This is a genomic window from Candidatus Nomurabacteria bacterium, assembly GCA_020631905.1.
Classification (GTDB): Bacteria; Patescibacteriota; Saccharimonadia; order Saccharimonadales; family VXPC01; genus JACKGQ01.
Window position 1 is genome coordinate 73,766 of record JACKGQ010000001.1, and the last position, 21,955, is coordinate 95,720.

A 21,955-nucleotide genomic window follows, 5' to 3' on the forward strand; every position below is an offset into this window, starting at 1 on the left:
TTATGCAAATATGTCCAGTGTATTGATTGTTTCGAGGCCTAAAGTTCAGGATGGTTCTAGGCTAAACCTAAACTATAAAATCGGTGATTACGAGCATACAATTCGGTTTGATTTTTTCCGCAACATTCCAGATACACAAGCTGTAACGAGTCTCTTGAATTGGCTTGCGCTGACCTATGCTACGTATATCTTTGATATCGAATTTCCAGATGTCGTCGACGTCGAGTTTGCGCTAAGTGACGCAGAGAGGATATTCTTCGAAAAACTTTACGACCTTGGCATGCGCGAGTTCAAATACCTAAACAAGATCGAGGTCTCCAAAACTCCCACGATTAGTAGTCCTAGTAAAACACAGAAAACGTTTGGCAGCACAAAGACTCCTACAGCCCAAAAGGTCTTGTTAATGAATGGTGGCGGTAAAGACGGCGTAGCCGGGAGTGTAATTCTAGACTTAGCTGGTGTTGATTTTTCTTGGTTCTCGGTTAACCCCGGAGTAAGTCAGCTAAACATAGTAAACAAATCGACACAGGGATCGGTCAATGTTAAACGGGCTATTGGTAGACAAACTATATGGGAGCGAGCTCAATACAAGGGCCACAAGCCTACGAGCTCAGGACTGGCGATTATTGGGCTACTAACTGCACTGATTTATGACTACACCGATATTGTAACTTCCAACGAGCAGGCTGCCAATGAAGCCACAATCATTCATAACGGATTTGCTGTCAACCACCAATACACAAAATCTGCGGAATTCGAGCAAGATCTGCAAGCGCTCTGCCACGAACACGGTATCAATATAAGATATTGGAGTATCCTAAGGCCACTAAAAGAAAACGAAATACTAAAGATAATTGAAAGACACCAACCAGCTTCCATTAGCCAGATCACTAGTTGTAATCATGGTTTTTTAACAGGCACTTGGTGCTTAAACTGCACAAAATGTGCCTTTGTCGCGCTTTCTTTTGCAACTTACGCCCCGATAGCATATGGCAAAATCTGGCCTATCAATCGCCCGTTAGACAATCTTGGTATTGTGCCCAGCTTAAAAGATCTGCTAGAAGCAGATAAACCTTTTGAATGTATTGGGACTTCCGACGAACTGACTGCGCTGTGCCAAGATTTTCTTAGTATATCAGCAGACGACACACCTGCAGAGGTTATGAATATTATAAATCAGAGGGCCTCTAGGCCACGCGTCGATCTCGAGCCTTATGACCCAAAACACTACACGCCAGACATACCAAAAAATATCATTGAGTCTGTAACAAAATTGGTCAAAAAACTAAATTAATTTGAGATAACTTCGAAGTGCCTAGCATCTTCGAGATGGCGTGGGTTAGTGATATCGAACTTGGCTTTATCGCCTTCGTCGATGATACCCGGCCTTGCACGCTCGGCCTCCCAGACGAGGATATTACCTTCTAGATAAGCGATATCTTTTAGATATGCTCCACCTTTACCATCGGTGCCCTTTAAAGTTCGCTTTAGCAGGCTAACTGTTCTATCGTGCGCCTTTTTACGGGCAGCTGCAATAACCGCTTCTAGGCCTTCAGCCTCTAATGTTTCGGGCTTAACTTTTTTGATCTCTTGCAAGTAGTCTATGGCGTTAATAATTCGATACACCTCAGCAAATGATCGTTCCGTTGCTGCTTCGTTGCCATAACCTAAGCCAAGTGATATTGATAAGTGTCTGCGTAATATGTCATCCCAGCGTTTGCTTTTAGTAAACTCTTCTGGCGTTTCATAAGGCAGCTGCTCCATAACTACTGCGCGTCCTTCGTTGCCTAAAGCATAACGATCAGTTCCAATGCCATATAGCATTACTTTTTGTCTCAAACCATTACTTCGTTCGAGGCCGTGAGTCAGCTCGTGGACCGGTAGCCCAGTAAATCTATTGATTGGCATATTAATTTTCTTGGGCCTTTGGAGTCCTGGATTTTCTGGGTCATGAGTCATCGACCACGAAGCGGCACTTGCATCTAGGATGTTATAGTTGGTCAGGCCGATGTTGTCTAAACCTACGCGCAAGATTGGATCGCCGACATCATTCGTAATCGGTCCTCGTGATGGTATATCAGCTCCCTCAAACATTAATGCAAATCTACCTGTTCCTTCGGCGAAGTGACGATCTCGGACGTCCAAGAATGTTTCTAGATCGGGCATTAATATGCTTGCGTCGGTACCCGAGGATGGTAATAAATCCAATACTGTACGAGCCGCTTCGGCAACATATGCGCGCTCGTCGTCTATAAGTCCGCCGGCGAGATCTGAATAATGGCTAGTTGTTGCTTCGAATATATCCTGACGCGGTCTTCCGTATACAAAGTAGTTATATAGTTCGAAAGCGCGAGCTGATTGACCTTTAGTCTTTTTGAGAGCCCCGGGCGTGGCTGCGAGTGCCATTCGAATATTGGCAACTAGTTCGTTGATTCGCAAAACATACATAGCCGACACCCTTTGATCTGGGTGTGTTTTAGCATCTTCCTTTAGGCTTAGTAGCTTGGACTCTAAAGCCTTGAGTTCCTCAATATCTTCAGGTAATAGTCTTGGTCGTAGATCGGGGTTGTGGTTACCGCCAGATTCTTCGAACTTTGCCAGTTCTTTTTCGAACTGCAATTTATTTGGTGTAAGTTTGGTGTAGACCTCGTCGGCAATAGATGCAATCGGCTCCAAATTAGCAAAAAGTTGCTCATCTAGCTTTTCGGGTTTATCTAGTACCAATAACATATTTGTATTATGCATGATATAAAGTATATTATACTACACTTTTATTCTTAAGTCAATGATAGGACAAATCTAATTTACACGTTTGTAAGCGAGGTAGAGTATTAGAGCCAAGATGGCTAATAACATAACAATGAGTGTAATAAAGCCGGAATTATTCTGCTTAAGCGATTTCACTTGCTAGAGTGTACTCTATAGCCAACGTTTTTTGCTACCAGAAAATTCTTCGAGCAAGTCTTTCTGTTTCTTGCTAAGTTTGGTTGGAGTCTCGACCACTACTGTTACAATATGCGGACCGCGACTTTCGCTACGGATATGTGGCACGCCGTGGCCAGAAAGCTTAAAGTCGGTGCCACTTTGAGTGCCTGCCGGAACTTTCATTTTGATTGGTCCATCGACTGTTTCAACCTCTATTTCTGTACCCAGTGCGGCTTCGACCATACCAATCTTCTCTTCGCTTAAGATTAAGTCCCCTTCTCGCGTAAAACGTTTGTGAGGTTTAACTCGAACATTCACAAACAGATCGCCTGCCGCACCTTTACTGGTTGCTTCGCCGTGTTCACGTAAACGAATGATTGCACCATCATCGATGCCAGCAGGAACCTTTAGGATGACTTCTTTTTCTTTGCGCTGCGTACCTTTACCACCACAGACCGAACAATTTTGCTCAGGAATTTCACCCTCGCCATGACATTTACTGCAAACGGTCGCTTGCTGCATATTGCCAAAAACCGTTCGCATTACGCGTATTTCTTGACCGCTACCATTGCAAGTATCACATTTCTTGAGTTCATGGCCAGGCTCGGCGCGTTTGCCTTTACAGTGTTCACAAACACCTTCAAGATTCAGTGAGATTTTCTTTTCGGTTCCAAAAACAGCCTCTTCAAAGCTGAGCTCAATCGCGACCTCAACATCTCGACCTCTTTCGGGCTGAGCACTACGCGCTCCACCCATACCACCACCAAAGAAGCTACCAAAGATATCGCCCAAACCTCCCTCACCAAAGTCAAAGTGGAATTCTTGCCCACCAAAACCATTAAAGCCACCCCCAGCAGCTCCGCCGCCAACACCGGCATGACCAAACTGATCGTAGCGTTGTTTTTTGTCGGGGTTGCTTAAGACCTCGTTGGCCTCGTTGATCTCCCGAAACTTTTCTTCGTCGCCACCTTGATCGGGGTGATATTTAACTGCAAGTCGACGGTATGCCTTCTTAATTTCATCGGCCGAGGCACTCTTGTCGATACCTAATACTTCGTAATAATCTCGTTTAGACATATATTTCAATTTTAGCACTTAACGGCCTTGAGTGCTAGCATTTTTGAGTTATCATAATTGGATGAAACGAGTTAATCGCAACATTAAATTCTTTCTGGCTTCTGACGTTTTCTTTTACTCAAGTTACGACCTTATCAGTGTTTTCTTGACTGTTCTAATTACCACAAGCATAACTAATGGTAGCCTAGATGCAGTTGGCATAGTCCTGGGTTATGCTCTAATTCTTAGAGCATTTTCGGAGTTGGCATTTTCTAAAATGCTGCAAAATCTATCGAGCAAAAACAAGATTCGTTTCATAAGTCTTGGAAACGTCCTGTATGGAGTTACATTAATATGTATGGGTTTTGCTTCTTCGCTGTTCACCATATATATCTTTCAAACTATTTTAGCGCTAATTGATGCTTCGACTTATCCGTTGAAATGGGCATTGTTTTCTAAAATCTTAGATAAAGGCAACGAGGAATTCGAATGGAGTCTAGAAGACATTGGGGCAACCACCGCCGCGGCAATATTTGCAGTAATCGGAGGTTTTGTATCCCAAATTTATGGCCTAAGCGTTACATTTAGTATGATCGGTGCGACCTTCGTAATTTGTGGTTTTATATTCCACTTTATAAAAATCAGAGAGCACAAGCGAAGTCTAAAATAGACTGTTCCAATAGTAGTCAAATCGGAAATAAATAAGCAAAATAACCACTGCGTACATACTTATAAGCAGAGTCAGGTGATACTTTTCAAAGAGTGAGGCTATCTGCTTTGGAAGTTTAATATGCTTCTGTAGATGAGCGTAAAGAGTCAGGTACACAAAAGTTGGAATCACCACCGTCCAGGTCATCATGCAGTAGATACATAGAGCATTCAACTCGTAGAGTGCTTGGCTGATAAACCAGACAACCGACAACAACCCAAGTACCCCGGCAGCCCACATTACCTGCCAGAACCACTTCTTATATTTTGCGCCAGCTAGAGCACCAAAAGCCACGCTCAAGAGTGCTCCAAACGCAGCCGTGCCGAGCAGTGGGTTTGGTGGTCCAAGCACCTGGCCCTGATCCGAGCCAATCGAAGATGTGCACGAAACGATAGGGCTAACGCTGCAGCTGGCAATATGGTTGGTGTCTTTAAGTGTCTTGATCTCTTCGACAGTAAGGTTAATCGAAGCCACCAGCCCAAATGCTGCAACAAGGATTAAAAAATACGGGAGTAGTAAGTTTAACTTCTCTTTTAGACTGCTCGCGTTGCTACTAATGCCACGCCAAAGCCATAACTCTAGTAACAGAGTTAATAGAGCACCGATTAAGACTGCCCAGATGTGTTCGCTCACAAAAAAGACTGCGTACACAACATAAGCGAGTGGCAAGCTAGCCGAAATGGATTGTTTGTTCATCTAGCAAATATTCTACACTGCCAGTCTATGCCTAGGCTAGTAATGTAACTAAAATGTTGCCAGCCTTATGGAAATTTAATTTAAATTAAATTTCGAGTAGAAAGCTGAGCCAACAGTTATTTAGTTTTCAACAATCTCACCATCTATGGCTTTGTCATATTTAGATCCAGATTTTTGGCGGTTTTTGTAGGCTTTTTTAATTTGTGAACGGACGAGTCGACCAGTAAGAGAAATCCCTACTATCAAGGCTAGAACCCCGACCAACCAGATAGATATATATGTAATCGGGAAAGATTCTTGCCACCAGTAAATAAACGGAAATAACGTCGCCAGCGGCGGTAAAAGTAGTGCCGCGATTATGCCCAGCAAGCCCCACCACTTGAGGAACCAATAAATCATGAACAGCCACATGGTTATGCCACTGAGCACGAATGTTAAGTAGCCAAGCAGCGCCGGGGCACTAAGTCCTATCGCTTTTGTACTATTCTTCATTTAATCCTCCTGTCGTACTTATAGTACTGCATACCTTCGAAATCTACCTCTCCTTCTGGCTCAAAGCCAGCCTTCATTAATGATTTAACACTAGCTTGATTATCTGGCTCAACCCCAGCTTCGAAAACAACAACGTTGGCAAGTTCTGGCATGTCCAACAGATTTCTTAGCATCTTAGCAGCCAACCCCTTGCCTCTTTGGGCAGGATCAACCATAAAGGTTATGCCGGCAGTGAGAACATCTTCGGCAGACAACACACCTTGCTCGCCACTTGCATCGATACCCCAGACCACATATTTATCGCTAATGCCTGCATCGATAAAGCCAACTGCCTTCTCGTCCTCCGTAACAATATACGGATGATACGAAATTCGCTTGGCACCCCTAAACTCCGTGCCAACTGGTTCGCTTAGTAATCTTTCAACATTATCTAGCCAGGTTTTATCACCTAGCCATTTTCTTGTTTGGCTATCTGAGTACCAATTACTAATTTTAGCCAAGTCTTCTGATTGATACGGCCTGAGTTCTATCATATTTGAGGGTTAAAAAAGCTCGGGTTTTGTGCCGAGCAATTTTAATTATTCTTCGACGACTTCGCCTTCGACGGCATCGTCGCCTTTCTTTTGCTTCTCGCGCTTGGTTTTAGCGTTGTCTTTTTTGTCGCCTTCATCAGACTTAGACTCTCCACCTTCGGCAGAAGCTGCCTCTTCGGCTTGCTTAGCTTCGTACAGCTTGGCACCGATTGGCATAATCTTATCGTTTAGCTCTTTGGCGGCTGCCTCGAGTTTGTCTTTGTCGGCTTCTGACTCTTCAAGCGCCTTCTTAGCCTCGGCAACAGCCTCGTCGAGAGCTTTGATGTCGGCTTCTTCGAGCTTGTCTTTACCCTCTTCTTTAAACTTCTCGGCCTGGTAAATAGCACTGTCGAGTTGGTTGCGTGACTCAATGCTTTCGCGCTTTTTCTTATCTTCTTCGGCGTGAGCTTCGGCCTCTTTTTGAGCCTTTTCGATATCTTCTTTGCTCATATTGCCAGAGTCACTGATGGTGATGCTTTGCTCTTTGCCTGTGCCTTTGTCTTTGGCGCTCACATTTAGAATACCGTTAGCGTCGATCTTAAAGGTAACTTCGATTTGCGGGATACCGCGTGGAGCTGGCGCAATGCCAGTTAGCTGGAATGTGCCAAGCTTTTTGTTGTCGGCAGCCATCTCGCGCTCACCTTGGAGCACCACGATCTCGACACCGGGCTGGTTGTCGGCAGCGGTACTGAAAGTTTCGCTCTTACTGGTCGGAATGGTTGTGTTGCGGTCTATCAGATTGGTTTTAACGCCTCCCAGCGTTTCGATTCCGAGACTAAGTGGGGTAACGTCTAGAAGTAGCACGTCCTTAACCTCGCCTGCCAAAACTCCACCCTGGATAGCTGCGCCTAAAGCGACAACTTCGTCTGGGTTTACACCTTTCATTGGCTCTTTACCAAAAATCTCTTCGACCTTCTTCACCACAGCCGGCATGCGGGTCATACCACCAACTAGCACGACAGCATCGATGTCGCTCTTGCTAATTTTGGCGTCTTTCATAGCCTTTTCGCAAGGCTCAGCTGTCTTGGCGATCAGATCACCAACCATGTCTTCGAGCTTGGCTCGAGTTAGCTGGTATTCAAAGTGAACCGGACCATCTTCGTTGGCCGTTAAGAACGGCATGTTGATACTAACTTCTTGGCTAGTGCTTAGTTCGATCTTGGCTTTTTCGGCCTCGTCGCGCATGCGCTGCATAGCGGCTTTGTCTTTGGTTAGGTCGATACCGTTTTCTTTTTTGAACTCATCTAGCAAGTGGTTAACGATTACGCGATCGAAGTCAGCGCCACCGAGGTGAGTATCGCCATTGGTACTCTTAACTTCGAATACACCGTCGCCGAGCTCCAGAATAGAGACGTCGAAAGTACCACCACCTAGGTCGTAAACAGCAATTTTTTCATCTTTCTTGCCCTCTTTGTCTAGACCATAAGCTAAGGCAGCGGCCGTCGGCTCGTTGATAATTCTTTTTACTTCTAGGCCAGCAATCTTACCGGCGTCTTTGGTAGCCTGACGTTGGCTGTCGTCGAAATATGCAGGTACAGTAATGACTGCTTCGGTGACAGGCTCGCCTAAGTAGGCTTCGGCATCGGCCTTGAGCTTACCTAAGATCATCGCGCTAACTTCTTCTGGGCTGTATTCGCTATCGCCCATCTTAACTTTTACGGCACTGCCACTTTTAACGATTTCGTAAGGCATTAGATCGATATCTTTTTGAACCTCTTTGTCGTCAAACTTACGTCCGATGAGTCGTTTAACCTCGAAAACTGTATTACTTGGATTAGTAACTGCTTGACGGCGCGCGATTGCGCCAACGATTCGTTCTTCTTTGCCGTCTTTGTTCTTTTTTACGGCAACTACACTTGGGGTTGTGCGACTACCTTCGCTATTGGCAATTACATCAGCTTTACCAGATTGCATGACTGCCATTGCAGAGTTAGTCGTTCCAAGATCGATTCCAATGATTTTTCCCATTTTAAGATAACCCTTTCTTAAAGATTCATAATTTAGCACTCTAAATGGTACTGTGCTAAAAATATTGTAGCATACATAAATTAGCAGTCAACACAGGCGAGTGCTAATTATAATCCACTGTCAAAATGGGAATAATCAGGAATTATAGGTACAGGGTTGCGATTTTCAGGACAACTACCGATTTGGTCGTCAAAATAATATAGGCTGGGGCTAGGATCTAGACTGCCCGATACAGTGCAGCCTTCGGTTTGAGTTTTCGACACCTCAAGTGGTGTCATATAGCCTTTACCGGCAATAGCAAGTGCGACAGTGAGCCGACCGCACTTATGTCTGCAGGCTGGCCTAATTCTCTCGGACCTAAAGCCCGATTCCCTAGGTTGACGCAGATCTAGTCGTATACTTTGCCAAAAAGGGCATTCTGCGCAGACTTTTTGAGCTGCTAGATATTCCATCTGGTTATTTTAATATGTTTTAGCTATTTAAACAATCTAATGATGTGGCGAACATAAAAGGGTAAGCTATATAGAATCACGATATAAAGAAATAGCTGGAGACCACTTTGCCATAAGTAGATGTCGTTGAATATCCATGTACCCGTTAGTGCATAGAAGCTAGTCCATAGAAATATGCAGAAAAGAGTTAAATGTGAATACCTGGATTGGAGTATTTTCATCTGTCTTACAACTCTACCTGGTTTGAGACAATCGTGCTACCTAAAAATCTTGAAGTATGACCAGCAGTCTGTAGCTGCGCGAGATCAGATATTATGGCTAGCTCGGTGTAGCGTAAGTCGGTGCGACCAGCAACAACCGCATTGAAGTTGTTGTGAATCCGCTCGAATTCATCGCAAACACAGGTAGTGGGTGAATTACCCTTCCAAACCTTAATTGCCTCAACAAAGTGTCTTTCAAATAATGTGCGTGCGCAATCGGCTGGCATAGTTTCTGATACAGCACCCGTAAAGTGCAGACAGGCAGAAAGTAGGCGTAGCTTAACACGGAAATCGTATAAGGCCACAAGCTCGATCATATCTGGTGATTCCGCAACCAGAGTGAAAAATATATCTTCTAGCTTTTCGGCAATCTTACCATCGCTAACTTCAACTCCACGCAACAGACCTTCGTACATACTGACACCTAGAATATGCATGCTTTGAATTGTGTCCTGGTATCTTGTCCAGAATTCAGTATGTTGTGTTGGAAATAACTCTTCGCGAGCAAAATTTGGAACAACTTCGGCCATGGCTAGCGAGTTACTTTTACCATCGCCACCCGAATTACTCTGCCATTTAGCCGGTAGCCACGTTGCAACTCTTCACTAACAACTTCATGGCCGTTACCGCCTTCTTCGACGGCTACTGCTTCCATTAACTCTGGGTCAAAATCTTTGCCAACGGTTTCGATTACCTCTAGACCAAACTCAGTCATTAAACTTTCTAGTTGCTTATCGAGTGCTTTGACACCTTGAGCCCACTTATTGTCGTCGAGCTCAGCTGGCATGTGAGCGAATGCCCGATGCAAATTATCAATTAATGGCACCAATTGACCAACAGCGATTTCCTTACCGGTGGCTAGAGCTGCAATCCGATCGCTTTCGGCCCGTTTGCGAATGTTTTCGGCATCGGCTCGCTCGCGCTGAAGGGCTTCGGTTAGGTCGGCTAACTGTTGCTGCAACATCTCGTTATTACTAACATTTTGATTTTTGGTTTTATGTTGGTTATTTTCTCTTCTTGCCACTATTTTACCCTCGTAAACATTTCATTTAGACCGTCTATACACTCTTGGAGTGCTTCTGTGCCAAGAACTTCTCTAGAGACTACCCTAAGCTGGTCATATTGTAAGCCTCGATCATTTCCTGGCATCAAATCTGCAGCACTTCCTAACATTGCTAGCCTAAACGCGTGATCAGCAAGATCAGGATCGCCTACAATCCCATAGGCACGCTTTAGGACGCGTCTGGCTTCGGTAGTGCTAGACATACAACTCCTGTTCAAGCATCTCACCAGCCATGCCAACTAGGCCCATAACCTGGCGGTAGTTCTGACGAGTCGGGCCAACCGTCCCAATATAACTATTGTCGCTAAACGGGCTACGGAATTTGCTAATAACTAGGGTGCAGCCACTGGCTTTGCCAATAGGATTTTCTCTTCCGATGAAGACACTTATTGGTTTGTTCGGAGCTGTCTCGCGTAACCATGGCTCAAGATTGTCGAGCAGGTAAGCAACCTCTTGTACGGCATTGCCACCACTAAATTCTGGCTGTCCAAATAGATGGCTCAAGCCACTAATATATAGTTGACCACCAATTGTGCCGATAGCGGCGTTGTCGGTTAGCTGAACTAAGCTATCAACTGCTGAACGGATTGCTTGCTCTGGTTCGCCAGCGCTATGGATACGTACATCGAGCGCTCTGGCATTGGGCTCGATCTGTTTTACTGTCGGACTACCCTCTGACAAACTGTTGACATACCACCTATAGCCCCTATCTGTCGGCACTCGCCCAGCACTTGTGTGTGGTTGCTTTATCATCCCCAAGACTTCGAGTTGCGCCATCTCGGCCCGAATTGTCGCGCTACTAACATTAAACAACTTAGCGAGCGTTACACTCCCAACTGGCCCTGCAAGTTCGGCATGTTCTTCGATAATTGCGGCCAATATCTTGGCTTGTCTCTCTGTCATAATTGCAAGCATTATAACTTTTTAGCACTCAAAACTCAAGACTGCTAAATCGCTTCTAACGCGGCTTTGTGTTCCCTAGCTCTTTCGGCAGTCCACATAAGGCTTTCAATTGCTAATCTTCGAACTTGGTCTTCTTCGGAAGCAGAGAGCTCGCGCCTAATCCAAGCATCGACAGTTTCTGCCAAACTGCCGAGATCTTGGTTCATTACAAATAAAATATTTGGGTCATCAAAGTAAGCAGGTAGCCGCAACTCAACATCCTCTATCGCGACTGCGAATCTACCAATCATGTCTTGTACTTTATTTTCTGGCCACGCTTCGGGTCGTCCTTCTCTACCGTATATTCTAAGTGTCCACGCGTCCTGGAGACCATCAACCGTTAAGTAGTCAGGTGCTAAAACTATTGCCCGAGAATTTGGGTCGATTGACCGGATATTTATAAAACCTTTGGTATCTACGTCTTTGATTGGCATTTTGCCAGAGTTGACCGCTGCTTCTATAGGTAAGATATGGGTGGCATAAAATCTATCCATATTGGCGCCATTTGCATTCATCTCTATCAGTAATCCCTCGAGGAAAGCAGCCACCATTTCGTCTTCGGAAACAAAGATGTACGGATCACCTTGTGTCTCCCCAGACCTCATTTCTCGAGTTACCCATGATGGCACTTTTGCATATGTGCCCTTTTGAGCAAGCGCCTCCATTGCCGAAGTTTTACCAGTACACAGAATTTCGTTGGTGATAACAACCATACCAGCAACCCTAAACCTTTCGGTTGTCGGCTCGGAAGGATATACTCTGCCAGATTTCTCAGCTAGTAAGGCTCTGGTTGTTTGCATATCCTTACTATAACATAAGATTTACATTATTCTAAACATGTTTAAGTATTCTTAAACGAATGTGTTGATTTTGTTACACCTCATCAATATTTTTACGTGAAGTTTGGTGGTATAATTCCACAAGTGAAGTGGCTCAATAAGCAACCTGATTATGATTTAACATACAACGACGTCTTTCTGGTACCATCACTAACAGATGTTGCTAGTCGAACAGAGGTCGATCTGACTACTACTGATGGAATTGGCACGACTGTGCCAATTGTTGTTGCCAACATGAATGCTGTATCCGGTAAACGTATGGCCGAGAGCGTAGCTAGGCGCGGTGGAATCGCAGTTATTCCGCAAGATATGCCAAAGCAAAAACTCGAAAAAATTATTAACTACGTAAAATCTCGACATACGGTATATGAAACAGCTGTCGCTCTGAATAAAGACGAGCATCTAAACAAGGCGCTTGCTTTGATGCAGAAACGCTCACATGGCACCGTTGTGGTCGTCGATGAAGCCAATAAGCCAATCGGCATATTTACCGAAAAAGATGCCGCCGACTGGGATCGTTTTGCCGACCTAGAACAGGCTATGTCGACAGATGTGATTACCGTTCAGGACAGCATGACTCAAACAGAAATGTTTGAAAAGCTCGAGACCGAGAGACTCGAACTTGCGCCGGTTGTCGACAAAAGTGGAGTTTTACTTGGTATTGTCAGTAAGAAAGGTTTAGTACGCTCGAGTGTCTTTAAGCCAAACGTCGACACCAAAGGTAGGTTAAAGGTAGCTGCAGCGGTGGGTATTAATGGTGATGTTGCCGCCAAAGTACAGCAACTACTCGATCTTGAGGTTGATATTATTGTGCTCGATACTGCCCACGGCCACCAAACCAAAATGATCGAAGCAGTCAAAACAGCTCGCAAAGCTGCCCCGAAAGCGACTTTGGTTGCCGGCAACGTGGTGACGGTTCAAGCTACCCGAGATTTAATTGCCGCTGGAGCCGATATCATTAAGGTAGGCGTTGGCCCCGGAGCAATGTGCACGACACGCATGATGACTGGTGTTGGCCGACCGCAGTTTAGCGCCGTCTACGAATGTGCTACCGAAGCGCGCAAGCTAGGTAAAAAAGTCTGGGCCGATGGCGGGGTAAAACATCCACGTGATGTCGCCTTGGCATTAGCCGCCGGTGCCGACAATGTGATGTTTGCATCCTGGTTAGCGGCCACCTACGAAAGTGCCGCCGATATGCAAATCGACGAGCAAGGTCGTTTATATAAAGAAAACTACGGCATGGCCTCAAAAAAAGCGGTCGCCTTGCGCAACCGTAACCAATCTGCCTTCGACAGATACAAAAAAGCATTCTTCGAAGAAGGTATTAGCGCGTCTAAGCTGTATATTGATCCACGCACGCCAAGTGTCGAGGATATTATAGACCAGATTTCGGCCGGAGTGCGTAGCTCGTGCACCTACGCTGGCGCCCGCAATCTAACTGAGTTCTTCGACAAAGCGGTGGTTGGCGTACAGTCAGCAGCCGGATTTAGTGAAGGTATGGCTCACACCTCATCTTGGAGTTAAGCTTGGTGATCATTAACAACACAGAATATAGAGGTAAGAAAGTAACCTTCGAGTGGCACGATGCCGACTCTTTTAATGGCCTAGACCCAACTATGGTTAGTCAAGTCTACGCGGTATGTTTACTGGACGGAAAGGTCGTTTTAGTCACCTACCCAGATGATAGATCTAATCTGCCCGGAGGTACGGTTGAGCCTGGAGAGAGCTACATTCAGACTTTGGAACGAGAAGTTCAAGAGGAAACGAATATGTTGCTACTTGATTTTAAGCCAATCGGCTACCAAGTAGTCAAAGAAGAGGATGGCAAAGAGCACATACAGCTCCGTTACGTGGCTTGGGTACAAAAGCTTGCCGATTTCGAACAAGACCCAGGTGGTCGCGTGACTGGTAATAAACAAGTTAATCTAGATGACTTAAATAAAGAAGTTAGATATGGTGAGATTGGCGAAAGAATTATTTTACGAGCTAAGGAGGTAATGAAAATATGAAAGCACCGGATTTTAATCTGCCCGACCAGAACGGTCAGACTCATCAACTGAGCGATTATGCCGGTAAGTGGTTGGTGGTTTACTTCTACCCTAAAGACAGTACGCCGGGCTGTACAGTAGAGGCATGTGCCTTCCGCGACGGCCGAGACGAGTTACTGGCTCGTGGTGTAGAAGTTGTTGGAATTAGTAAAGACTCCGTGGCTAGCCATGCAAAGTTTGTAGACAAACACGAACTCAATTTTACACTTTTGTCGGATGAGTCCGCCACGACCATTCAGGCATATGGCGCTTGGGCCGAGAAAAGCATGTTTGGCAAAAAGTATATGGGCATATTGCGCAACACCTATCTGATTAACCCAGAGGGTGAGGTAGTTAAGACTTACAAGAAAGTTAGCCCCAAAGATCATTACCGGCAGATTCTAACTGATCTAGAACAATTGCAAGGCTAATCGCCAAACGGCCAATCAACTACAAAATCTTGATCTAATGCTACGCCTCCAGCGACTGGAGCTACTTTTTGTTCGACTGCTGGGCGTTGCGCTGCAGCTTGTTCTCCTGGTGTAGTTTGTTGTTCGCACATATCTTTGCGTCTCCTTATGAACTTAAAATCTCCCTTTCGGGAGTTATGCTCTTTTGGTTGATATTTGCCCGAAACTAGATATCAACAAGAGCACTAGCGTTAATCACGAGTGCAATCTTATTGGTATAGAGCTTCGAACCCATGCGCATAGGTTAGCGCTTAGGATGGACTTTTGCAAATTAAAGTTTCGTATAAACAGTGCCGGTTACGACCAAAACCACTAGTCCAGTGCTTAGCAGTATCCAAGGATTATCTACTAATACTTCTGATCTATCGATCAGTTTTTCAAAACCATAGTATGTAGACACTAAGCCAAAAGCCGCAGCTCCAGCAAATACCAACGGATAACGCCTCGCCAAGTGATCGCGCCCGGCAGATAAACGCTTAACGAAAAGCTTCTCGGCATCGGTCAACTTAACTTCATCTTGTCGGACTCTTTCAGCTATTTTTCCCATATGTCTATTATAGCTCAGCTAAGTCCATTGAGATACTATTCATTGCGCTGCAGGAGTACCGTAAAGGCTTCGCTAGGGATATCAACTTTGCCGAAACGCTTCATACGCTCCTTGCCTTTTTTCTGTTTTTCGAGCAGCTTCTTGCGCCGACTTACATCACCGCCATAAAGCTTGGCCGTTACATCTTTTCGAAAACCACTTAAATCTTCGCGAGCAATAAATTTTCCACCGATACCTGCCTGCAAAGCAACCTTAAACTGTTGCCGAGGGATAATGTCTTTTAGTTTTGCGACAATATCTCTGCCTATCGTTACTGCTTCGGAGCGATGACGAACAATACTCAGCGCCTCGACGATATCGCCAGCTACATAAAAATCTACACGTACTAAGTCTTCGGCTCGATAACCAGACAACTCATAGTTAAAGCTGCCATAGCCGCTTGTTTGACTCTTAAGCTTATCGTAAAAATCGGTCAATAGGTTGGCTAGAGGAGCTTCGAAGTTGACCACGGCTAGTTTTGTATCTAGGTAGTCTATATTCTTTTGAATACCTCGAGCACTGGCAACAAGCTGAATTACTGCCCCAACATACTCACTCGGACACACAACCTCACCATTAACCCACGGTTCGCGTATCTCGGCAATTGACTGAGCGTCTGGTAAGGCGCTAGCCGAACGAATGTCTAGTTCTTCGCCACTAGTTAATAACACATGGTAATCAGTGCTTGGGTTGCTAGTGATTAACTCTAGGTCGTATTCTCGCTCGAGCCGTTCTTTAACAATATCCATATGTAATAAGCCCAAAAAACCTACCCTAAAACCATGGCCTAGAACTGGTGAGTTTTCTGGTTCGTAAACCAAAGCCGAATCACTTAAAGTTAGTTTTTCGATAGCGTCTTTTAGCTGAGCATATTGATCGTTGCTACTCGGAAATATCCCCGCAAATACAAATGGAGTCACCTCTTTATAGCCAGGCAGGGCTTGTGAGGCTGGTTTCTTTCTAAGAGTGACCGTATCACCAACCTTGGCCTGAGCAGTAGTTTTTAGATTGGTTACCACATAGCCAATCTCGCCAGTGTCTAGTTTTGGATCTGCCACAAGATTCGGCGACAAGTGGCCAACTTCGAGTGCCAAACCGTCGGCAGCGGTGGCTAACATTTTGATTTCTGATCCTTTGGGTAACGAGCCTTCGAATACCCTTAGATATAGAATAACTCCCCGATAATCGTCATAATAACTATCAAATATTAAAGCTCTGGTTTCGTCTGATTGTTTGGTGTCGGGAGCAGGCACACGTTCTACAATTGCCTGAAGCACGCTATCCACACCCTCACCAGTTTTGGCAGAAACCTTGAGTATGTCTTCGTCTTTACAGCCAAGCAGGGTTTTGACTTCTGCGCTAACTCGCTGCACGTCGGCAGCTGGTAAATCTATCTTGTTCAGAACAGGAATAATCTCCAGGTTAGCCTCTATTGCCAAATAGACATTGGCTAAAGTTTGGGCCTGAATACCCTGAGAAGCATCCACAATTAATAGTGCACCTTCACAGGCTTGTAAACTACGTGAAACTTCGTAGCTAAAATCGACGTGCCCCGGAGTATCTATCAAGTTGAGTTGATACTCAACTTGAGATCTTGGATCTTGGATCTTGGGTATTGGAGTGTAGCGCATACGGACGGGAGCCAGCTTAATGGTAATCCCCTTTTCACGTTCCAAATCCATCTTATCGAGGAGCTGTTGTTTCATGGCTCGTTTTTCGACCGTGCCAGTCATCTCCAGCAGACGGTCAGCCAAAGTCGACTTGCCGTGATCTATGTGTGCAATAATGCAAAAATTCCTAATCTGGTTCACGAGACCCCCAATCCAAAATACGAACAAGTAGTATTTTGTAGATTGTGTGATGCAATCTTTGCAAGTTTTGACTGTGATACGCACTCAACGTATTTTCTATACGTCTCGTTTGCGTTTCTCGCCAAGGACTCACAAATATTTTCATCTCGCGTGACCCAGAAAGCCTGCATTAGATGTTTGCATGAAATATTCATCCGCAATACTCTAGCAGATATTAAACTGTTTTAACAGGGGTAGATTACTGGATCTTGATTTGTCGCATCACAACTTTGCGAATTTTGTTGATAACCGGTTTAACCTCATCGACTCCAAATAGCCAAGACACCAAAACGTGTACAACAATTGTTAGTATGCCGATTAACGCAACCTTCACCATCAGGGTTAAGCCCCTATCGCCAACATTTAGCGGTAGCAATATCGAGAATAAATATGAACCAATGGTCACAAACGCCGATACTGACAAGATATTTGTCAGACTTTTCAAGAATTCCTTACTAAACAAGTGCCTATCACGTAAGGACATAATCGCCAGCAGAATCACAACCTCAATCGCTGACACGGTTGAGGCTGCTACCGCAAGACCACTAACCCCGTACGATGTTTTCTGAGAAAGATACCAAGCCAAATACACGTTAAGCACAATTATTAATATCGACACCAGAAGTGGCGTCACAGTATCTTTTTGGGCATAATAAAATCTCGAAATAATTGAGTACAGAGTTCTAAAGAACATCCCAACTACTAGAAAGCCGAAAATAATTGCTATTTCACGGTTATCGCGAGCAAATATTATTCTTGCCAAGTAATCTCTTGTGAAATAACTGGTTGCCACAACAGGTACGGATATCCAGATCATCATTCGCAAGACATTTAAGAATTCTTTCTTGAATAAATCTGGTCTACCTTGCGAAATCCTTTCTGTAAAACGCGGAAAAGCAGCCGTGCTTATCGCTAACCCAATTAACGAAACTGGGGCATTATGCAATATATAGGCATTCTCAAAGTTAGCTGTAGCACTAGACGAAATATTATTGGCAAATCTGTTTTGCGCCAAACTATTGATACTTGAAATTCCCTGATCAATCGAACGCGGTGGCAGAGCCTTCATAACACTCCTAAACGCCTTGTTCTTAAAATTCATTCGAAGGTGATGGCGGAAGTTTAATCCCGACATACCTGCAAAGACGACAATTAAATATAAAGCACCCCCAATTGCTGCGCCTAGACCCAAACCTACAACTCCCATCGAATCTCTGAATAAATATAGGCTTATAATGATCGAGGTGTTGTAGACAATCGGCGCAAACGCCGTAAAGAAAAATCTACCAATAGCCTGCTGGACGCTAGACAAAACAGAACTGATAGAAAACAGGAGTGGATTAACTGCTACAAGCCGCATGATGGCGGCAGTTAGATCGAGTTTCTCGGCACTCATCCCACCGGCAATAGTGTGTTGCAATATAAAATGCGGAAAGATAATTAGCAGCAAACTAAAGAAAAACATCACGATTGCCACCAAGTTAAGAACGTAGGATGTTAGAACCCACGACTCTTGACGTCCATTTTTATTCAACTTATCTGAAAGTACCGGCAAGAAAGCTACGCTCAAACCTCCCGACGCCAGCATCAAAAAAATCATGTCTGGAATCTTGAAGGCAGTAAAGTAAGCGCTGGTACTAAAGTTATTAAAGTTAGCATTAATCAGTTTGGTGCGGAGTATTCCTAAAATAGTACCCGTCAAAGAAGATCCGGCTAGCAGTAAAGCAGCCGAGCCAAACGAGAGTCGCATATTGGCGCGTCGAAGAATCCGATTCACACCATTAGTATACTAGGGTTAAGGGGCGGTGAGCTAGTTTTTTATTTGTTTCACAATACTGGCAGTTTGTTGAGGCAGCCTGTCTTGCCTAAACCACTGTGCTGCAACTAGCTCATGCCCAAGGGTTAGGTCTGGCTTACTACTGAATACTGCCAAATATATTTTGATGTGATCTTTCTTAAATTCTTTTACAGACACTCCTGAATCGATTAGTCTGAGTTTGGAGAGTCGAATGCCCAGCTCTTCGAATATCTCGCGCTTACTAGCACTTTCTGGCGTTTCGCGTTTCGGCCTGTAAGCACCTCCAGGCAAATTCCAGCTACGATCGTAACTATGTTTGACGAGGAGTATTTCACTCTTATACCGAACCATAACTTTCACACCAAAAGTAGTTGGCCTAACTACACGCCAGTATATCTGCCTCACTTTGTGTGCGAGTAGCAGAATTAATTTGGTCACGCCTTAATCTAACTTGGCGCTAGCCGGGAGTTTGGCATTTTTAAAGATCTCAACCACCTCGTCGGCTTCTACTGTCTCTTTCTTGATTAGGGTTTCTTTAAGAGCTTCTAGATATTTGAGATTGGCAGCAATCACCGCCTCGGCTCGTTTGGCTGCCTCTGAAACTAGTTGAGCAACCTCTTTGTCGATTCGTTGGGCAGTTTCTTCGCTATATGGTCGGTCATGGACCATGCGATCGAACATCATACCTTCGTCACTATGAAAGACCATGTCGCGCAAGTCTTTACTACCCATACCTTGCTTGATAACCATATCACGTGCGTAATCGACGGCTTTTTGCAGATCTGAACCTGCACCCGTAGTTACGTCTTCTGGACCATAAATAATCTTTTCGGCAATACGTCCGCCCAAAATTCGAGCCAGAACGTCTTTGTACCACTTAATGCTGTGGTAGTGTTGATCCTCTGGTGGAATAAACCAAGTTACGCCGCCCGTGTGACCGCGGCTAACAATCGTCACCTTATGAACCATGTCGCTTTCAGGCATTAGATGGCCAACAAGTGCATGGCCAGCTTCGTGGTAGGCGGTCAATTCTTTCTCTTTGTCTGTCATGATGTTGTTTTTGCGAGCAGGGCCAATAGCGACTTTTTCGAAGGCTTCGACCAAATCTTGGTTGGCAATCGTCTTGCTATTGCGCCGAGCAGCTTTAATGGCAGACTCGTTGGCTATATTGGCCAGATCTGCACCAGAGCTACCAGCGGTTTTTGCGGCCATCGCCGACAGATCAACATTCTTTTCGACTGGCTTGTTTTTGAAATGTACTTTTAGGATTTCTTCGCGGTCGCGGCGATCAGGCAGCTCGACGTTTACACGGCGATCGAACCGACCCGGACGCAAGAGGGCAGGATCGAGCACGTCGGCACGGTTAGTTGCTGCTAGCAAAATTACATTTTGGCCCTGTTCAAATCCATCCATCTCGACCAAGATTTGGTTAAGGGTCTGCTCACGCTCGTCATGACCACCACCCATACCGCTACCACGCTTACGGCCAACGGCATCGATTTCGTCGATAAAGATAATGCATGGAGCATTCTTTTTGGCACGGTTAAATAAATCACGCACACGGCTAGCACCTACACCTACAAACATTTCCACGAATTCTGAACCACTAATCGAGAAGAAGGGCACTTTGGCTTCGCCAGCAACAGCCCGAGCAATCATAGTTTTACCGGTACCTGGTGGGCCAACCAATAAGACGCCCTTAGGTATTTTAGCGCCGACGTTTTTAAACTTTTCTGGGTGACGCAAAAAATCAACAACTTCAGCTAAGTCTTCTTTGGCATTTTCGTTACCAGCAATATCGCTGAAAGTCACTTTATCTTTTTCGTTGCCATAAAGTCGGGCCTTGCTCTTACCAAAACTCATCGCTTGGCTGCCCTGGCCTTGGGCAGAACGGAACATAATTACTAGTACCAGTAAGATGCCAATTGGCAGTACCAGGCCAGACAAAACACTTATCCAGAGACCGCCAGAATCGCTTTGCTCTTGAAAATCTAACTCTACATCTTTATTGACTAAACCTTGATCGGCAAAACTAACATTTACATCACGGATTGCATATTCCGAAGGTTCGGTATCACCCTTCTTAACTACCTCGACTTTTTCACCTTCGACAATCAGTTTACTGACTTCACCGTTGTTGGCTTGTTCGATAACACGAGTGATCGTAACTTTTTCGAGAGCACTTGTCTGACTATAAGCTGCATAGAAAGCTAGGCCTATCAGGGCTAAAATGGTAATAAAAATTAGGGATTTAAGCCGACTCTGGTTGGTCGGTTTATTGTTCTTTGGCTTCATAAAGCTCTATTCTACTTGTTTAACTCCTAGCCAGCAACCTAAACGAACGCTTTGTTAGACCAATCTGGTGCTCGCCATCTAGATCGAGTAGGCTACCCGGCCGGCCAGCCTTGATTTTTACAACTAAAAGATCAATCTGTTTTTTTGTGTAATCGCTAACCTGGTTATTGCGTAAGATATGATGCAACACAGATGCAGCAAAGTCATGAGGAAGCTGGTTAAACCAGCTCCGACTATATACTCGATTGCCTCTTCGGTAGCTATGGTGGGTCACGTAATTATCGAGTAGGCTATCAATTTGCTGATTTAGTCCTTGAACACGGTTAATGTGGTGGAGTAGATGGTCGCGTTGGTCGGAACTCAATTTAGGTACGATGTTGTTGCGAATATAATTGCGCAAGTACTTGTTATCGGTATTACTTGAGTCATCACGCCATACCAACCCCTGGCTCTCGGCATATGACCTAAGTTCCTGCTTGGTAGTACTTAGTAATGGCCGAATAAGGTTGGAATGTGTCCGCAAGCTACTTAAGCCATGGCGTCCTGTACCACGAGACATGTTAATAATCGCTGTCTCAATCAGATCATCTTGGTGATGGGCAGTGATGATCCCATCCGCGGAGTGCTTGGCTGCAGCTATCTTTAAAAAATTGTAGCGCATATCTCGAGCCAGCTCTTCGCTAACGTTAGGGCCAAGGCTTGCTTCACCCAGTTCGAAAGGCAGACCGTACTTTTTTGCTAGTTGGAGTACATGCTTTGCATCTTCGTTCGAATCAGGGCGAATGCCATGATCAAAGTGAGCCACAACTAGCTCGACATCTGGCAGTAGCGTTAAGGCGTGTAGCAATGCTACTGAGTCGACACCACCAGATACCGCAACAACATACTTTCCAGGTTTTAACGCTTGAATCACGCCAATATTATACCCCAGACTAAGCTATCGATTTGAGATATA

Annotated in this window: 23 protein-coding genes; 5 read left to right on the top strand and 18 right to left on the bottom strand. The window is 44.9% G+C overall.

The window, feature by feature from the left end; genetic code table 11:
• The first annotated feature begins 10 nt into the window (after positions 1-10).
• On the top strand, positions 11-1,294 hold the full coding sequence (locus tag H6798_00465) for a hypothetical protein (GenBank protein MCB9820999.1): 1,284 nt from the start codon (positions 11-13) through the stop codon (positions 1,292-1,294).
• On the opposite strand, the gene H6798_00470 is transcribed toward H6798_00465, so the two are convergent.
• Both H6798_00470 and dnaJ read right to left on the bottom strand, forming a co-directional pair.
• Positions 1,291-2,745 (bottom strand): hypothetical protein, encoded by a 1,455-nt coding sequence (locus H6798_00470; GenBank protein ID MCB9821000.1) that lies wholly within the window; start codon positions 2,743-2,745, stop codon positions 1,291-1,293. The two genes, H6798_00465 and H6798_00470, sit on opposite strands and share 4 nt — an antisense overlap.
• A gap of 174 nt (positions 2,746-2,919) precedes the next feature.
• Positions 2,920-4,002 (bottom strand): molecular chaperone DnaJ, encoded by a 1,083-nt coding sequence (gene dnaJ / locus H6798_00475; protein MCB9821001.1) that lies wholly within the window; start codon positions 4,000-4,002, stop codon positions 2,920-2,922.
• A gap of 61 nt (positions 4,003-4,063) precedes the next feature.
• On the opposite strand from dnaJ, the gene H6798_00480 reads away from it, so the two are divergent.
• A complete protein-coding gene (locus H6798_00480) occupies positions 4,064-4,651 on the top strand; it encodes an MFS transporter (GenBank protein ID MCB9821002.1) in 588 nt (195 codons plus the stop codon).
• Here H6798_00480 and H6798_00485 read toward each other — a convergent pair.
• The 10 genes from H6798_00485 to H6798_00530 form a co-directional block, all read right to left on the bottom strand.
• Positions 4,643-5,386 (bottom strand): vitamin K epoxide reductase family protein, encoded by a 744-nt coding sequence (locus H6798_00485; protein MCB9821003.1) that lies wholly within the window; start codon positions 5,384-5,386, stop codon positions 4,643-4,645. The genes H6798_00480 and H6798_00485 overlap by 9 nt on opposite strands.
• Before the next feature lie 120 nt (positions 5,387-5,506).
• Positions 5,507-5,878, bottom strand: a complete 372-nt coding sequence (locus H6798_00490) for a hypothetical protein (GenBank protein MCB9821004.1) — start codon at positions 5,876-5,878, stop codon at positions 5,507-5,509.
• Positions 5,875-6,411 carry a GNAT family N-acetyltransferase gene (locus H6798_00495; GenBank protein ID MCB9821005.1) on the bottom strand — a complete coding sequence of 179 codons (537 nt, stop codon included), beginning with the start codon at positions 6,409-6,411 and terminating at the stop codon, positions 5,875-5,877. The genes H6798_00490 and H6798_00495 overlap by 4 nt, the downstream gene beginning before the upstream one ends.
• Before the next feature lie 45 nt (positions 6,412-6,456).
• Complete coding sequence (gene dnaK / locus H6798_00500) at positions 6,457-8,418, bottom strand: molecular chaperone DnaK (protein MCB9821006.1); 1,962 nt, start codon at positions 8,416-8,418, stop codon at positions 6,457-6,459.
• A 107-nt stretch (positions 8,419-8,525) separates the two neighbouring features.
• Complete coding sequence (locus H6798_00505) at positions 8,526-8,870, bottom strand: hypothetical protein (GenBank protein MCB9821007.1); 345 nt, start codon at positions 8,868-8,870, stop codon at positions 8,526-8,528.
• A 226-nt stretch (positions 8,871-9,096) separates the two neighbouring features.
• A complete protein-coding gene (locus tag H6798_00510; protein MCB9821008.1) occupies positions 9,097-9,660 on the bottom strand; it encodes a hypothetical protein in 564 nt (187 codons plus the stop codon).
• 2 nt (positions 9,661-9,662) lie between these two features.
• Positions 9,663-10,154, bottom strand: a complete 492-nt coding sequence (locus tag H6798_00515) for a nucleotide exchange factor GrpE (protein ID MCB9821009.1) — start codon at positions 10,152-10,154, stop codon at positions 9,663-9,665.
• Complete coding sequence (locus H6798_00520; protein MCB9821010.1) at positions 10,154-10,396, bottom strand: hypothetical protein; 243 nt, start codon at positions 10,394-10,396, stop codon at positions 10,154-10,156. Before H6798_00520 ends, H6798_00515 begins: the two co-directional genes overlap by 1 nt.
• Entirely contained in the window at positions 10,389-11,096 is a 708-nt protein-coding gene (locus tag H6798_00525) for a transcriptional regulator (protein MCB9821011.1), read from the bottom strand. Before H6798_00525 ends, H6798_00520 begins: the two co-directional genes overlap by 8 nt.
• 44 nt (positions 11,097-11,140) lie before the next feature.
• Positions 11,141-11,935 carry a hypothetical protein gene (locus tag H6798_00530; protein MCB9821012.1) on the bottom strand — a complete coding sequence of 265 codons (795 nt, stop codon included), beginning with the start codon at positions 11,933-11,935 and terminating at the stop codon, positions 11,141-11,143.
• A gap of 114 nt (positions 11,936-12,049) precedes the next feature.
• On the opposite strand from H6798_00530, the gene H6798_00535 reads away from it, so the two are divergent.
• The 3 genes from H6798_00535 (at position 12,050) to bcp (ending at position 14,432) form a co-directional block, all read left to right on the top strand.
• Positions 12,050-13,498 (top strand): GuaB1 family IMP dehydrogenase-related protein, encoded by a 1,449-nt coding sequence (locus H6798_00535; protein ID MCB9821013.1) that lies wholly within the window; start codon positions 12,050-12,052, stop codon positions 13,496-13,498.
• A 92-nt stretch (positions 13,499-13,590) separates the two neighbouring features.
• Positions 13,591-13,983, top strand: coding sequence for an NUDIX domain-containing protein (locus H6798_00540; protein MCB9821014.1), 393 nt, complete (start codon positions 13,591-13,593; stop codon positions 13,981-13,983).
• Positions 13,980-14,432 (top strand): thioredoxin-dependent thiol peroxidase, encoded by a 453-nt coding sequence (gene bcp, locus H6798_00545; protein ID MCB9821015.1) that lies wholly within the window; start codon positions 13,980-13,982, stop codon positions 14,430-14,432. Before H6798_00540 ends, bcp begins: the two co-directional genes overlap by 4 nt.
• A 310-nt stretch (positions 14,433-14,742) precedes the next feature.
• On the opposite strand, the gene H6798_00550 is transcribed toward bcp, so the two are convergent.
• From H6798_00550 to tilS, 6 genes are all read right to left on the bottom strand, one after another.
• Positions 14,743-15,018 (bottom strand): hypothetical protein, encoded by a 276-nt coding sequence (locus H6798_00550; protein MCB9821016.1) that lies wholly within the window; start codon positions 15,016-15,018, stop codon positions 14,743-14,745.
• Positions 15,019-15,053: 35 nt separating this feature from the next.
• A complete protein-coding gene (gene lepA / locus H6798_00555; protein MCB9821017.1) occupies positions 15,054-16,868 on the bottom strand; it encodes an elongation factor 4 in 1,815 nt (604 codons plus the stop codon).
• A 238-nt stretch (positions 16,869-17,106) separates the two neighbouring features.
• Positions 17,107-18,684: a hypothetical protein gene (locus H6798_00560; protein MCB9821018.1), complete on the bottom strand. Its 1,578-nt coding sequence runs from the start codon at positions 18,682-18,684 to the stop codon at positions 17,107-17,109.
• Between the two features lie 33 nt (positions 18,685-18,717).
• Positions 18,718-19,143: an NUDIX domain-containing protein gene (locus H6798_00565; protein MCB9821019.1), complete on the bottom strand. Its 426-nt coding sequence runs from the start codon at positions 19,141-19,143 to the stop codon at positions 18,718-18,720.
• Positions 19,144-19,146: 3 nt separating this feature from the next.
• Entirely contained in the window at positions 19,147-21,000 is a 1,854-nt protein-coding gene (gene hflB / locus H6798_00570; GenBank protein MCB9821020.1) for an ATP-dependent zinc metalloprotease FtsH, read from the bottom strand.
• A 19-nt stretch (positions 21,001-21,019) separates the two neighbouring features.
• On the bottom strand, positions 21,020-21,913 hold the full coding sequence (gene tilS, locus H6798_00575) for a tRNA lysidine(34) synthetase TilS (GenBank protein MCB9821021.1): 894 nt from the start codon (positions 21,911-21,913) through the stop codon (positions 21,020-21,022).
• Positions 21,914-21,955: the final 42 nt, after the last annotated feature.